This window comes from Prevotella sp. P3-92 (genome assembly GCF_002251205.1).
In the GTDB taxonomy this organism is placed as follows: Bacteria; Bacteroidota; Bacteroidia; order Bacteroidales; family Bacteroidaceae; genus Prevotella.
Window position 1 is genome coordinate 26,179 of record NZ_NPJE01000072.1, and the last position, 14,204, is coordinate 40,382.

The 14,204-nt window shown below is 45.2% G+C and carries 13 protein-coding genes; 6 read left to right on the forward strand and 7 right to left on the reverse strand.

What is annotated here, in order from left to right:
* Positions 1 to 32 precede the first annotated feature (32 nt).
* Positions 33 to 1,322, reverse strand: coding sequence for an ATP-binding protein (locus tag CIK93_RS13090; RefSeq protein ID WP_094447609.1), 1,290 nt, complete (start codon positions 1,320 to 1,322; stop codon positions 33 to 35).
* Positions 1,323 to 1,722: 400 nt separating this feature from the next.
* On the opposite strand from CIK93_RS13090, the gene CIK93_RS13095 reads away from it, so the two are divergent.
* The 6 genes from CIK93_RS13095 to CIK93_RS13120 all read left to right on the forward strand — a co-directional run bounded on the left by CIK93_RS13095 (position 1,723) and on the right by CIK93_RS13120 (position 9,394).
* Positions 1,723 to 2,682 carry a hypothetical protein gene (locus CIK93_RS13095; protein WP_094447610.1) on the forward strand — a complete coding sequence of 320 codons (960 nt, stop codon included), beginning with the start codon at positions 1,723 to 1,725 and terminating at the stop codon, positions 2,680 to 2,682.
* A 133-nt stretch (positions 2,683 to 2,815) separates the two neighbouring features.
* A complete protein-coding gene (locus CIK93_RS13100) occupies positions 2,816 to 3,280 on the forward strand; it encodes a copper resistance protein NlpE (RefSeq protein WP_094447611.1) in 465 nt (154 codons plus the stop codon).
* Positions 3,281 to 3,556: 276 nt separating this feature from the next.
* Positions 3,557 to 5,695 (forward strand): bifunctional endo-1,4-beta-xylanase/feruloyl esterase, encoded by a 2,139-nt coding sequence (xyn10D/fae1, locus tag CIK93_RS13105; RefSeq protein ID WP_094447612.1) that lies wholly within the window; start codon positions 3,557 to 3,559, stop codon positions 5,693 to 5,695.
* Positions 5,696 to 5,718: 23 nt separating this feature from the next.
* Positions 5,719 to 7,707 (forward strand): alpha/beta hydrolase-fold protein, encoded by a 1,989-nt coding sequence (locus tag CIK93_RS13970; protein ID WP_254046811.1) that lies wholly within the window; start codon positions 5,719 to 5,721, stop codon positions 7,705 to 7,707.
* Between the two features lie 414 nt (positions 7,708 to 8,121).
* Positions 8,122 to 9,027 (forward strand): DMT family transporter, encoded by a 906-nt coding sequence (locus CIK93_RS13115; protein WP_094389817.1) that lies wholly within the window; start codon positions 8,122 to 8,124, stop codon positions 9,025 to 9,027.
* A 169-nt stretch (positions 9,028 to 9,196) separates the two neighbouring features.
* Positions 9,197 to 9,394 (forward strand): DUF4842 domain-containing protein, encoded by a 198-nt coding sequence (locus tag CIK93_RS13120; RefSeq protein ID WP_158215527.1) that lies wholly within the window; start codon positions 9,197 to 9,199, stop codon positions 9,392 to 9,394.
* 208 nt (positions 9,395 to 9,602) lie between these two features.
* Here CIK93_RS13120 and CIK93_RS13125 read toward each other — a convergent pair whose 3' ends face one another.
* The 6 genes from CIK93_RS13125 to CIK93_RS13150 form a co-directional block, all read right to left on the reverse strand.
* The gene (locus CIK93_RS13125; protein WP_144007573.1) at positions 9,603 to 10,085 is read right to left on the reverse strand and encodes a hypothetical protein; all 483 of its coding nucleotides are present in this window, start codon (positions 10,083 to 10,085) and stop codon (positions 9,603 to 9,605) included.
* 318 nt (positions 10,086 to 10,403) lie between these two features.
* The gene (gene tsf, locus CIK93_RS13130) at positions 10,404 to 11,402 is read right to left on the reverse strand and encodes a translation elongation factor Ts (protein WP_094435247.1); all 999 of its coding nucleotides are present in this window, start codon (positions 11,400 to 11,402) and stop codon (positions 10,404 to 10,406) included.
* A 40-nt stretch (positions 11,403 to 11,442) separates the two neighbouring features.
* A complete protein-coding gene (gene rpsB, locus CIK93_RS13135) occupies positions 11,443 to 12,285 on the reverse strand; it encodes a 30S ribosomal protein S2 (protein ID WP_094389821.1) in 843 nt (280 codons plus the stop codon).
* A 120-nt stretch (positions 12,286 to 12,405) separates the two neighbouring features.
* Complete coding sequence (rpsI, locus tag CIK93_RS13140) at positions 12,406 to 12,792, reverse strand: 30S ribosomal protein S9 (protein WP_094389822.1); 387 nt, start codon at positions 12,790 to 12,792, stop codon at positions 12,406 to 12,408.
* An 11-nt stretch (positions 12,793 to 12,803) separates the two neighbouring features.
* On the reverse strand, positions 12,804 to 13,265 hold the full coding sequence (gene rplM, locus CIK93_RS13145) for a 50S ribosomal protein L13 (protein WP_094389823.1): 462 nt from the start codon (positions 13,263 to 13,265) through the stop codon (positions 12,804 to 12,806).
* 268 nt (positions 13,266 to 13,533) lie between these two features.
* Positions 13,534 to 13,797, reverse strand: coding sequence for a hypothetical protein (locus CIK93_RS13150; protein ID WP_216820900.1), 264 nt, complete (start codon positions 13,795 to 13,797; stop codon positions 13,534 to 13,536).
* Between the last annotated feature and the right edge of the window lie 407 nt (positions 13,798 to 14,204).

The window sequence follows — 14,204 nt, forward strand, 5'->3', positions numbered from 1 at the left end:
TATTAACGAGCAACTTTGCTTGACCGATGTTCTTATTGTAGGAAAACTCCGTATAACGGCATATTTGTGATGTTCTTTTGTTGGCGGTATGGCAGCATAGAATAGCGTATGGCTGATATGTCAGGATGCTCCATGAGATAGTTGTGCAGCGAAGTGGCCTTTATGCTTGTTCCGCCCTTTACCTCTATAGGCAATAGGGCACCGTTGCACTGAACAAGGAAATCCATTTCCATACGAGATGTGTCAGAACTGTAATAGTAGATGTGATTGATGCCTGACGCAAGCAACTGTTGAAGAACATACTGTTCGGTGAACGCTCCTTTATACTCCGTAAACACGTTATCGCCAAGCAACACATCCTTGGCTGCGGTATCTGCCATAGCCCCCATCAGTCCACAATCGCATAGATAAAGCTTGAATGCCGACAAGTCTTCATAAAACTTCAAGGGCAATTCCGGCTTTGTCACCTTTGTTATCTTATACACTAAACCAGCATCCACCAACCATTGTATGGCCAGTTCAAACTCCTTGGCTCTGCCACCCTTCTTCAATACACCATACACAAATTTCTTGTTCTCTTTAGAAAGTTGGCCCAATATCGACTGCCATACCATGTCTATGCGCGGCACCTCTTGCGTAGAAGCATGCTTGGAGAAGTCGCTGGCATAGTTGGAGAGAATTTCGTTCTGTATAGTGCGCACTTGGTTTAACAATCTGTTTTCCACATACGTCTTCACTACTTCAGGCATTCCACCCACGTAATAGTATTGTCGCAAATAGTCTTTCAGTTTCTCATGAAAGGCATTCATCAGCTCATAGTCCTTGCTATGCATAAGTTTTAATAGTTGATCTTCACCCATTGCCATAAGAAATTCCTCAAAATCCATAGGAAATAGTCGCATGGTCTGTACCTTGCCTACAGGAAAAGACACTCCTGTATGCAAGGCTACTCCTAACAACGAACCTGCAACTACAATATGATACTCTGGGGCATCTTCGCAGAAATACTTCAATGCTTCCAATGCTTGTGGAAATGCTTGCACCTCATCTAAGAATATAAGAGTCTTGCCGGGGATTATATCCACTCCGGTCAAAGCACTTAATCCTCTAATAATTCTTGCTGTGTCAAAGTCGCTTGAATATATTGCATGCAGACTCTCATTCCTATCGCAACTGACGTAAACAAGATTATCAAACTCTTTTTGGCCGAATTCTTTTAGAATATAGGTTTTTCCACATTGTCTTACTCCATTTAATACCAATGGTTTACGACGCTCTTGATTCTTCCAATCTACAAGCTGAGTATATATCTTTCTTTTCATAGATTTACACTTTTAGACACATAACAATGGTAACATCTTACACTTTCTGACACATAAAATCATCACAAAGATACACTTTTTGACACATACATCCAAATAAACATAGCAAAACAATTGGGTTATTATGTTTTTTTAAGCATAATATTTAAGCAAGCTTGCTATTCTGCATTCGGTTTGCACTATCTTTGGACCTACAGCCCCAAGATACTCACGTTCGGCAAAGCAGAAGAAAAAATGCTTTTTCTTTTGCTTTTCGCTCACTTAATCGTATCTTTGCAATCTCATTGCTTAGATAGGCTACACCTCGGAAGTACAAAGAAAAAAGTGTTTTTTCTTTGTATTTCTCTCGGTTTGCACTATCTTTGCACGGAAAATGGTTAGATACTGCATCATAACACTAATGGTCTGGCTATCACTTGCCAGCGGAAAGGCACAGACTACAGATGTGCGCTGCCTCGACTTTATGGGTGTGCCCATCGAGGGAGCGGTCGATTCGTTCCTTGTACGCATACAAGAGAAAAACTTCACACCATGGGGAGATTCGGGAGATGGCGAAGACTATTATTTCCGGGGAAACTTCTATGGCATACGTGCCAAACTGATGGTTAGTGCCGATAAAGACACCAAACGGGTTGAATCGATGTATTTCACCGTGGGACCCTATCGTACCAAAGAGATGATGAACCGCAATACGGCTTATTTCCTCCGCAAACTGTCGCAAGACTATGGCAACTATACCACACGAAACGGATCATACTATTTCTTCAACGACTATGGCAATGTGAAAGTGTCTATCACTAAAAACAACGATGGGGCTTCGGATATCAATATCTTCTTCCAACCTACTACTCCTTTTTATAAAGATGCGGTACTGTTGGGACTGAAAGGCAAGGTGCAAGAGGTGATGACCACCAATCCGGTGTCGGAGAATGCCATGGAGCGTTTCGCACGAGACGGCAAGATGGAGAATCCTGACATCATGGAGCGCATATATAATGAATATGGTTATCTGACAAAGGCGAAGATGCTGGAACGCAACGGCACAAGCAGCATCAGTTATGAGTATGATGACAGAAACAGACTGGTGCGCCGCACACTGACCAACGAGAAAGCTGCCATCACCTATGTCAATGAGTATATCTACAACGAAAAGAACGAAATACTCAACGAGAGTCAAAAGGTTTATAATGAACAGAAGGAGTGTCTGATGTCGGTCAATATGCGCAATGAATATACCGCCCACGACGATGACGGCAACTGGACACGCAACCAACTTAACATCGTGTATTGGGAGAAAGATGCACAAAGCCAATCTACCAACGTGGTGCAGACACGCAAGATTCGCTATTGGGATGAATAACAAAACAGGTGCAACACCCTCCTACTCCACATAAACTTCCACATACAACTATCCCACTCATTAGATGATGAAACGGGAACTTCATCAGGAAAAGTGTGGATTACCCTTGACTATTTATCAAAATGTATAAAATATGAAAAAGACAATTATTTTAGCAGTAGCCGTTATTGCTGCAATGTTTGTTGTTTCATGCAATGGCAACAAGACAACAGGTCAGAAAACTGATACAGATAGCCTCAGCTGTGTAGAGAGTGATTCGCTGCAGGCTGATGGCATTGCTATCGAATCGATTACGGGCACCTATGAGGGAACACTCCCCGCAGCAGATTGCCCAGGAATCAAGACTGTCTTGACACTCAACAGCGATAGCACTTACCAGTATGCTGCCGACTACATCGACCGCAAGGATGGACACGACGAGGCAAGTGGCATCTTCAAGGTATCAGCAAATCATGTGATTGAGATTATCCGCCCATCAAGTGGTGAGGCCTCTTACTACAAGGTTAAGGATGACAATAGCCTTATCATGACCGATTCGCTCGGCAACGAGCCTGAAGGAGAAATGGCTAAACACTATGTGCTGACAAAGAAAAACTAAACTTCAAGCAGAAAGCACTCACGCTATCATACGAAACGAGTCCACGGAAACCATGTTTCGTGGACTCGTTGTTTTTGTCTTCTTATTCAAGAATAATCAATATCAGGACATCTACACTTGCTTCCGATTCCATCCCACACACCATTTCAACATCTTTATCTATTATCTCAACCAGCAGAAATGAAAGAACCGAAAAAGAATGTGTTACACCGCATGACCATTACTACATATTTTATATGTATCTTTGCATCATCCTAAAACAATTAAACTAAAGACATGAAGATCAAACAAAAGATTGTATGGGTTGCTCTTGCTGCAATCAGCGCAACAACCGCTCAGGCACAGGGTTTGAAAGATGCCTACAAAGACTATTTCACTATTGGTGTGGCTGTCAATAAGCACAATATTGCACAGCCTGAACAAATCGCACTGATCAAGCGCGAATTTAACAGTGTGACTGCCGAGAATGATATGAAACCTATATCGGTACACCCGAAAGAAGGTGTATGGAACTGGGGGGCTGCAGACAGTATTGCCAACTTCTGCCGACAGAATGGTATCAAACTGCGCGGACATTGTCTGGTTTGGCACAGCCAGTTCTCCGACTGGATGTTTACCGATAAAAAAGGTAAGGAAGTGAAAAAAGAGGTGTTCTACCAACGCTTGCGCGAACATATCCATACAGTGGTCAACAGATATAAGGACATTGTATATGCATGGGATGTGGTCAACGAAGCCATGAACGACAACAACATGATGCGCTTCCGTCCTGGACAGGAGCCTTCTCCCTATCGCCAAAGTCGTCTGTTCAAACTTTGTGGCGATGAATTTATTGCCAAAGCTTTTGAATATGCCCATGAGGCAGACCCCAACGCTCTGCTGTTCTATAACGACTACAACGCTGCAGACCCCAAGAAGTGCGAGCGAATATACAATATGGTGAAGAAGATGCAGGATGCCGGTGTACCTATCACTGGTATTGGTATGCAGGGGCACTACAACATCTATGGACCATCGGAAAAGGATGTTGATGCTGCACTGACCAAATATTCTCAGTTGGTAAAACATATCCACATCACCGAACTCGACATCCGTACCAATGAGGAAATGGGTGGACAGTTGCAGTTCTCACGTGGTCAAGCCGTAGCACAGCCCGCATATATTGCTGCACTGCAGGAAGACCAGTATGCACGTGTGTTCCGCGTATTGCGCAAACACAAGGACGTGATTGACAACGTAACATTTTGGAATCTTTCTGACCGCGACTCCTGGCTTGGCGTGAATAACCATCCGTTGCTCTTTGATGCAAACTACAAAGCCAAGAAGGTATATAGCGTAGTAAAGGACTTCAATGTTGCACTCGACCAACATCAGCCTAAGGAAGACTTTGTACCCAGTTCAAAGAACCAGCCTGGACAACAGTATCCTATGGTCAACTCTGAGGGTTATGCCCGTTTCCGCATTGTCGCTCCAGATGCCAAATCTGTTATTGTAAGTCTCGGATTAGGTGGTCGTGGCGGTACAGTACTGCGCAAAGACAAGGACGGCGTATGGACTGGAACTACAGAAGGTCCTATGGATGAAGGTTTCCACTATTATCACCTGACCATTGATGGTGCTGTGGTAAACGACCCAGGTGCCAACAACTACTATGGTTCATGCCGTTGGGAGAGTGGTATTGAGATTCCTGCCCACGATCAAGCATTCTATGAGAACCGCATGAATGTGGCTCATGGTCATGTACAACAGGTATTGTTCCCCTCAAAAAGCACCAACACCGTGCGTCGCGCTTTTGTCTATACTCCACCGACGTATGGCAAAAACAAGAAAGAACGCTTCCCTGTGCTCTATCTGCAACACGGATGGGGCGAGGACGAAACAGCTTGGAGCAACCAAGGTCATGCCAACCTGATAATGGATAACCTGATTGCAGAAGGTAAGTGCAAACCGTTTATCATTGTGATGACCTACGGCATGACCAACGATGTGCGCTTCGGACATATCAATAAGTTTGATGCCAAGGAGTTTGAAACCGTATTGGTGGATGAGCTCATTCCTTATATTGATGCCAATTTCCAGACCAAGGCTGACCGCAGCAATCGTGCAATGGCAGGATTGTCAATGGGTGGTTTTGAAACCAAACTCATCACCATGCGCCGCCCAGAGGTGTTTGCATACTGGGGACTGCTGAGCGGTGGACAGTATGAACCTGCCGATCTGAAAGATAAGGGCGAGGTGAAACTGATCTTCCAAAGCTGTGGTAGCAAAGAGCGTCCCGAAGCCATCAACGCTTCAACAGCTCGCTTGAAAGAAGCTGGTTTCAACGCTGTGGGACATATCTCTGAGGGCACAGCCCACGAGTTTCTGTCATGGCGCCGTGCCCTGCACACTATGGCACCGCTGCTCTTCAAATAAAGCATATAGTCAAAAATACTATAATGAAAAAATCTATCTTATCATTACTTATGCTCTGCTGTGCCATCGTGATGATGGCACAGCCACAGAGCGCATCAGGCGGATTCAAAATGCCCGAAACCAATCCGCAGTACAAGGATTTGAACTATGCAGGCGATAGTTTGGAAGCTCACCGACTGGACATCTATCTACCTGCTACAGGTCATGAGAAGTATAAAGTGGTGATGGTAATATATGGTAGCGCATGGTTTGCCAACAACATGAAGGCCATGGGCTATCTATCAATCGGCAAACCTCTGGTGGATGCCGGCTTTGCCGTAGTAAGCATCAACCATCGTAGTAGCGGTGACGCAAAATTCCCTGCACAGATCAACGATGTGAAAGCCGCCATCCGCTATATTCGTGCCCATGCCGAGGACTATCATCTCGACACCTCGTTCATCGGCATCACAGGATATTCTTCTGGTGGTCATCTGTCATCGCTGGCTGGTGTAACCAACCACATGAAGACACACACCGTAGGTAAGACCACGGTAGATATCGAAGGCAATGTAGGGCATTATACAGACTATTCCAGTGAAGTGGATGCTGTAGTGGATTGGTTTGGACCAGTCGATATGGCAACTATGGAACGCTGCGAGACTGTAAAAGATGCCAAATCACCAGAAGCCGCACTGATAGGTGGTGCGCCTGCCGATATGCCTGACATGATTTCACTCACCAGTCCTTACAGCTACGTCACACCAAACATCCCTCGTTTCCTCGTCATACATGGCAATTCCGACAGCGTAGTGCCTTACTGTCAGAGCGAGCGTTTTGCTGCGGCACTGAAGAAAAACGGACGGTTGGAAAAGTTCATCACCGTGGAAGGTGGCGAGCATGGTCCTGTGACATTCAACGAAAATACCTTCAACGAAATGGTGACGTTCTTCCAACAAGAGGCCAAAGCCAAGCAAACACTCGCTAACCAAGAAGGACAGCCTTCACTCTGGAATATCCGCGGACAACAGTATCCTAAGGTATTGGCCGACCATCGTGTGGTATTCCGCGTCAAGGCTCCTACTGCCAAACATGTGCAGATAGACCTTGGACGAAAATATGATATGTATAAAGACCGTGATGGCATATGGACTTGTGTGACCGATCCGCAGAGCGAAGGATTCCACTACTATTTCCTCGTAATAGACGGAGTACGTGTGGCAGATCCGCAGAGTGAATCGTTCTATGGCTGTTCGATGATGACCAGCGGTGTAGAGATTCCCTATGATGACATCAAAGCTCCACGCTTTGCCCAACGTGATGTTGCTCGTGGCGACGTACACCGCAAACGATACTTCTCAAAGGTTGACAACAAATGGAAAACCATGTATATCTATACCCCTGCTGCCTACGATACCAATCCCAAAGCCACCTTTCCCGTGCTCTATCTGCAACATGGTGGCGGTGAGGACGAACGCGGATGGAGCAACCAAGGACTGACAGACATCATTCTCGACAACTTGATTGCCGATGGCAAGGCTGTGCCAATGGTTGTAGTGATGATGGATGGCAACACCAGCGACTTTACTGCCGAATGGACACAAGAGGGGATTCCTTTCGTAGAGAAGAACTTCCGAGTGAAGAAAGGCATGAAGTATCGTGCCTTAGCTGGACTGTCAATGGGCGGAATACATACACTCAACGCCTTGGTGTCAAGTCCTGACCTGGTGAGCTATGCCGGTGTATTCAGTTCGGGATGGTTTAAAGAACGAGTACCTTGGGCATCGTTTATTGATACGGAGGCATGTTACAAAACGCTGAAAGAAAAGGTTGCCATCTACAATAAGAACCTCAAGAAACTTTGGCTGTCAATGGGCGGAGAAGAAGACATCGCCTATGAAAACTGCAAAGCCATGCGTGCACGCTTTGACGAAATGGGTTTGAAATACGACTACTACGAGTACCCAGGCGGTCACACTTGGCCTGTATGGCGCGAAAGCATCTATCAATTTGCACAACTGATTTTCAAATAATTCATTACTTTTGATTCAACATGGACTGCTCCGGTGATGGAGCAGTCCATGTTTTCTTTGTATTTTCCATCCTGCATCTATCCTTTTTCTGTCAACAACCGAAAAAAAATTGTCGTCATAGAGAATAGTATCAAACTGTCAGACAAAACAGCAACACGCTTAGTCTTGCAGATTTCCAAATAAATGTTTGGTCATTACAATTATAAGGTATAATTTTGCAAAACAAACCCCAATGATATCCAACATGCACCGAAACCACCAGATGCGTACGAGTATGACCAACTATCAGTTCTCACGTATGGGTGATAAGGAAGCGGAGATACGCTCTATAAGAGATAAATGAGCGATAAGAAACCTGTAAAGACGACAAAGAAGGAATAACAAACTTACAGCAAATCCAAAAAACGCCTTAATATGACACAAGAAAACAACCCACACAACTATCTGAGACTACACATCGGCATACTGTTGGCGGGAGCTACCGGTATCTTCGGGCGTATCATCGCACTAACAGAGATTCCTTTAGTTTGGTATAGAATGCTTATTGCAGCCATCGTACTATGGATTGTAATGCGCATGAACCACCGCGTCAGCATACCCGAACGCCACCAACTTGCACGTATTGCTGGATGTGGCATACTACTGGCTATTCACTGGGTATTGTTCTACGCCAGTATCAAAGCATCAAACGTAAGTATCGCTGTGGTCTGTATCGCACTCAACGGATTCTTTACTGCCATCATCGAACCGCTCATCGGACACCGACGCATGTCGTGGCATGAACTGGCACTCAGTCTTCTCACTCTGGCAGGCATCCTACTTATCTTCGGTCTGGATACCAGACATCGCACAGGTATCATCATCGGTACATTCTCATCGCTGTTCTACACTTTATTCTCCATTACCAGCAAACGTGTACAACAGCAAACCGGACGCTCAAGCAGCACCATGCTACTCTACGAATTGCTGGCAGGATGGGGCGCTCTGACAGTCATCTTGCCAATATATCTCCACCTCTACCCCACCGCAACACTATTGCCTACGGGTATCGACTGGGCCATGATATTGATGTTTGCATCGGTGTTTACCATCGGTCCGTTCCTCACACAGCTACAAGCACTACGCACCATATCAGCATTCACCGTCAATCTGAGCTATAACCTCGAACCGCTTTATAGCATCGTACTCGCCATGATGCTCTTCGACGAAGGACAAGAACTCAATGGCGCATTCTGGTTTGGCGTACTGCTCATCATCCTTTCGGTAGTATTACAAACAGCATTATCAAGGCGAGCCGAAGCAACAATCTGCGGTAAATGATACTTACAGATAGTCAGACAACCAATTAGGATTTATTATCGGCAAAAGAAACATTATCTTATTGATTGATCACTCATCTCTCTTCAAAAGCGTTTAGCTGTTCTTTGTGCAGAATTTATGTAAAAGAGTCTATAGACAAGTTAAATAAAGCTAAATTTCAGCTCAAAGAGTGACAAAGAGTGACAAAGGCGGACATCATCCTTTTGCACTCGAAATTCCCCTTCCGTCCATCGCAGATCCCAAGCACAGCAAAATCTTTGTGCCTGCCACAGAAGGCAAAAAGATTGATGAAGAGTTTCCCAACTTCAAATCGTGGGCAACAAGCGACGGTCAGAATTCACAAGACTGGTATATGCATCGCAAATAAAGGCCCTAATGAATCATTAAGACTGGACAGTCTATAACACACAGACACAAACTAAACTGTCATCAGATAACGTGAAGACCTCGACACCCTTTATAGGATGCCGAGGTCTTATTACATTCTTACAGCTACTAATTTTATTTTATCCTGATACTTTCCAGTCATTAAGACCAGAAATGTTTTCTATTGAAGATTGTATGTATGTGAGGTTTTATCTTGCGCCATTCATCACATGGCGGCACATCTTCTGACGCTGACGAATAGCTTCGGGACTGTTATTACCCTGTTGTCGACAATTGCGATCTACCTGATGCTTACAGTATTTATGTTTTTTGTTCTTAGGATACTTAGCATAGATATGGTGCACATAAGCATGGTCACGCCAAGAGATGGGACGGTAGAAATAATAGGTGTTTTTATATTGATGCCATTGACGTTTGTTGAGCAACGACTTAATCTTTTTGTCTCTACTCTTACATCCTCTACCCTCTATGTCACGGTAACTGCTAATACCATCCAGATAAACAAGGTTGATGCGCAACAGTTCTTGACTCTGAACACGGGTCAATCCGAGTTCGGCTGTCATTATTCGGGTGATATAACTGGCCTCATCCTTCGCATGTTCGAGGCGTTGTGCTTTTGCAGAAACGGCAAACATCAGGATTGTTGCCATTGCGAATACCATTCTTTTCATAACTCTTCGATGTTTGGGTTATACCATGTTTATTATCTCTTCCAGAGCCAGCACGTGAGCGCAAACTCGTATCGTTTGACTTCTGATGGTGCAAAGATACGGAAAAGATGACAATAGAGTCAAGGGGAAATTCATAAACAATAATAGGAAAAACCCTATCGATAGCAGGGAAACATGTATAAAGCACAATCCGTCATGTGATATCCACTGTACATTTCCAGCATGCTACTCAAGTTGATTAATAATAACCAAAAAAGGAGCACCCTTATGGGATGCTCCTCCAATAATATCGGATTGTGCTTAATGCCTATCTACGGATTACTCAGCAGAAAGGGTGAAGCGCTTGAAGTCAACGATCTTGAGATCCTTGTCCTGCTTAGCGAGCCACTGTGAAACAGAAGCTTTGTCGCCATCACCGAACTGGAACTCCTGGTCAACGAGACAGTTCTCTTTCAAGAACTTCTGTACGCGACCCTTAGCGATGTTGTCGATCATGTTCTCGTTGAGTGAAGCAGCCTTCTCAGCAGCAGCCTTTACCTTGATTTCGCGAGCCTCTTTAGCCTGCTCCTCAGTAATCCAACCCTTTTTCATGTTGCTCTCGATGTGTTCGTCTGAGTCAACGTGAGCGGGATTGATACCGGCCTTCTTCAGCATGTTCTCAACATACTTCTCAACCTGCTCAAGCTTGGTCTTCTCAACAGCAGTCTTGTACTCCTCGTCGAGAACAGCCTGAGAAACCTTTGAAGCATCGAGTGCTACGGGCTTCATGGCAGCAACCTGCATAGCGAGCTTGTGGCCAATCTCTGCAACGGGTTTGTTGGTTTGTACCATAGTAGCAAGAGTATGCTTGCCCATGTGGTCGTAAACCTCGATATTCTCACCTTCGAGAACATTGTAACCGTCGAGTTCCATCTTCTCACCGGTGATACCTGAACGCTGAGTAACAGCGTCCTGAATCTTCTGACCATCAGCGAGAGTCAGCTCCTTCACAGCTTCGATGTCCTTAGCCTTAGCAGCTACAGCAGCATCGAGGATGCTCTGAGTGAGGGCGATGAAGTCAGCACCGTTGGCAACGAAGTCAGTTTCGCACTTCAGGGCGATGATAGCAGCGAAGCCATCAGCAACCTTTGCAAGAACACAACCGTTTGAAGTTTCGCGGTCGCTACGCTTTGCAGCGATAGCCAAACCACGCTCACGGAGCAGTTCCTTAGCTTTCTCGAAATCGCCTTCAGCCTCGGTCAGCGCTTTCTTAACGTCAGCCAGACCAGCACCAGTCATAGTGCGGAGCTTCTTGATATCTTCAATTGAAATAGCCATAATCTTTTTGCTTTTTTAGAATTGATGATTAAACCTTTAATTACTCTGCAGCAGGAGTATCCTCTTTTGCCTTAGGAGCTTCCTCTGCGGGAGCTTCAGCAGCCTTGCGAGGCTTGCGTGCAGCACGCTTAGCTTTTGCCTCGTCAGCATCAGCCTCAGCCTGTGCGTCTGCAGCTTTCTCGTCGGCTTTCTCTACCTTGCGCTCTTCGAGACCTTCGTTGATAGCCTGGCAGCAAGCATTGAGGATAACCTCTACGCTGTCCTTAGCGTCATCATTGGCAGGAATTACGAAGTCGATGTTGTTGGGGTTAGAGTTGGTGTCAACGATACCGAATACGGGGATACCCAGACGGTTAGCCTCGCGAACGGCAATCTGCTCTTTCAGCACGTCAACAACGAAGAGTGCAGAAGGCAGACGAGTCAGGTCAGCGATAGAACCGAGGTTCTTCTCCAACTTGGCGCGCTGACGGGTAATCTGCAGCAACTCACGCTTTGAGAGGTTGCTGTAAGTACCATCCTGCATGAGCTTATCGATGTTCGCCATTTTCTTTACGGCCTTGCGGATAGTCGGGAAGTTGGTAAGCATACCACCCGGCCAGCGCTCAATAACATAAGGCATATTCACGCTCGAAGCCTTCTCGGCGATGATTTCCTTAGTTTGTTTTTTAGTAGCGACGAACAGTACTTTCTTGCCGCTCTTGGCAATCTGCTTCAATGCTTCAGCAGCCTCGTCAATTTTAGCTGCAGTCTTGTGGAGGTCAATGATATGAATACCGTTACGCTCTGTGTAGATGTACTGAGACATAGCGGGATTCCATTTGCGCTTCATGTGACCGAAGTGACATCCGGCCTGAAGCAATGTATCAAAATTAGTTCTTGACATTGTCTTAATGCTTTAAAATTGTTGTTTACTTTCTTTTTAATTCTTGTTGTTAGAACCAGCCGGCAGGTAATCCTATGATGGAGTCCTACCAGTTTAGATACTAAACGTGTCCAGTAGATATTAACGCTTACTGAACTGGAAGCGACGACGTGCCTTGGGCTGACCTGGCTTCTTACGTTCAACCTCACGTGAATCGCGGGTCAGGAAGCCTTGTACCTTAAGGGCCTTCTTGTCTTCTGCATTAACCTTAACGAGTGCACGGGCAATAGCGAGGCGGAGAGCCTGGCTCTGACCAGTGAAACCACCACCGTCGAGGTTAGCCTTGATGTCATATTTCTCAGCCACTTCGAGCAGGTTCAGCGGCTGCTTAACCACGTACTGCAGGATAGCTGAAGGGAAATATACACTGATATCTTTCTTGTTGATCGTGATTTTGCCTGTGCCTTCGCTCAGGTAAACGCGAGCTACAGAGCTCTTACGACGACCGATTGCATTAATCATTTCCATCTTCTATCTTATTATTTATACTGGTTAATATCAATTGCTTTGGGCTTCTGTGCCTCGTGGTTGTGCTCAGTTCCTTCATAGATGTAGAGGTTGTCGAGCAAGCTACGGCCGAGTGGGCCTTTGGGAAGCATACCTTTGACAGCGTGCTTCAAGATACGCTCAACGCCGAATGGCTGCTTGCGCAACATGGCGGGAGAGGTGAAGCGCTGTCCACCGGGATAACCAGTGTAGCGGGTGTAAACCTTGTCGGTTTCCTTTTTGCCGGTGAAAACCACCTTAGCGGCATTGATGATGATAACGTTGTCGCCACAATCTACGTGTGGTGTGTAGTTGGGCTTGTACTTTCCGCGGATGAGCTTAGCTACTTTAGAAGCAAGGCGACCAACAACCTGGTCTGTGGCATCAATAACCACCCACTCCTTCTTAGCTGTTTCCTTGTTAGCGGAAATAGTCTTGTAACTCAAAGTGTTCATTTTACTTTTTAATTTAACTACTAAAAAACATTTAATTCTCTTTTCTCTTATGCACAGACAAATACCACGGCAGAGGTCTAACTCCCTGCAGCAGTCTAACGTCTTGTGCTGAATCGTGATTCACAAACCGCTTTGCCCGGCCAAAGGCACTGCTATTTACACACGGTTCACGGGGATTCTAAGTCTCTCCCCAATAATCGGACTGCAAAGTTACGACTTTTCTTTTGATAGTCAGAGTGTTTAAGCTTGAAGATTATTATATTTATGATTATTTAACATTCGACAAAGAATCGTCCTCTTCGTCAGGTTCCTCGCCCTCAAGTTCCTTGATGCGGGTCTTGGCATCGGCAAGATCTGACTTGGACGAAGCAAGCTCCACCTTCAGATTGTGTATCTTCTTGTCCTTTTGGCATATGACACGGTTGAGACGTCCAATCTCCTCAGTCTTCTTGGAGTCGGACTTCTCAAGCTTACGCAGACGCTGATTAATCGAGCGTAAAATTTCGTCTATGTCTGTACACGGTCTTGCCATTCATCTGCAATGATAGGCATTTCTTGTGAAATGACCAAATGCGGTTTCACATCCATTACCGGAAGTTTTGCGTTTGCCCGAAACGCAAAATAGGCTCTCGTTGACGACTGTCTGCTTGAAGACATAATTTGGCTGCGCAAGTATGCCACACCCACAGGCATCCTAATAGATCTAAAATTTGACAAATGTAGGCTACACATACATAAGACCATACATACAAACCGCTTTAACAATGATTTTGTTTTGGAACAAAATCAAGTTTGTGAATTATTAACGAGTTCAGTTGACTATCTTATGCTGTGGGGGGCTGAGTAGTTACATTCATGAGTACTAACCATACACTGTAAACGCGCAGCAAGCGTATGGTTATTTATTAGTAATATGCCTCAGTACAAAGCAATATTTTT

Coding starts and splice junctions, on each gene's coding strand:
- CIK93_RS13090 (WP_094447609.1), bottom strand. CDS start 1,322: ATGAAAAGAAAGATATATACTCAGCTTGTAGATTGGAAGAATCAAGAG.
- CIK93_RS13095 (WP_094447610.1), top strand. CDS start 1,723: ATGGTCTGGCTATCACTTGCCAGCGGAAAGGCACAGACTACAGATGTG.
- CIK93_RS13100 (WP_094447611.1), top strand. CDS start 2,816: ATGAAAAAGACAATTATTTTAGCAGTAGCCGTTATTGCTGCAATGTTT.
- xyn10D/fae1 (WP_094447612.1), top strand. CDS start 3,557: ATGAAGATCAAACAAAAGATTGTATGGGTTGCTCTTGCTGCAATCAGC.
- CIK93_RS13970 (WP_254046811.1), top strand. CDS start 5,719: ATGAAAAAATCTATCTTATCATTACTTATGCTCTGCTGTGCCATCGTG.
- CIK93_RS13115 (WP_094389817.1), top strand. CDS start 8,122: ATGACACAAGAAAACAACCCACACAACTATCTGAGACTACACATCGGC.
- CIK93_RS13125 (WP_144007573.1), bottom strand. CDS start 10,085: ATGAAAAGAATGGTATTCGCAATGGCAACAATCCTGATGTTTGCCGTT.
- tsf (WP_094435247.1), bottom strand. CDS start 11,402: ATGGCTATTTCAATTGAAGATATCAAGAAGCTCCGCACTATGACTGGT.
- rpsB (WP_094389821.1), bottom strand. CDS start 12,285: ATGTCAAGAACTAATTTTGATACATTGCTTCAGGCCGGATGTCACTTC.
- rpsI (WP_094389822.1), bottom strand. CDS start 12,792: ATGGAAATGATTAATGCAATCGGTCGTCGTAAGAGCTCTGTAGCTCGC.
- rplM (WP_094389823.1), bottom strand. CDS start 13,265: ATGAACACTTTGAGTTACAAGACTATTTCCGCTAACAAGGAAACAGCT.
- CIK93_RS13150 (WP_216820900.1), bottom strand. CDS start 13,797: ATGGCAAGACCGTGTACAGACATAGACGAAATTTTACGCTCGATTAAT.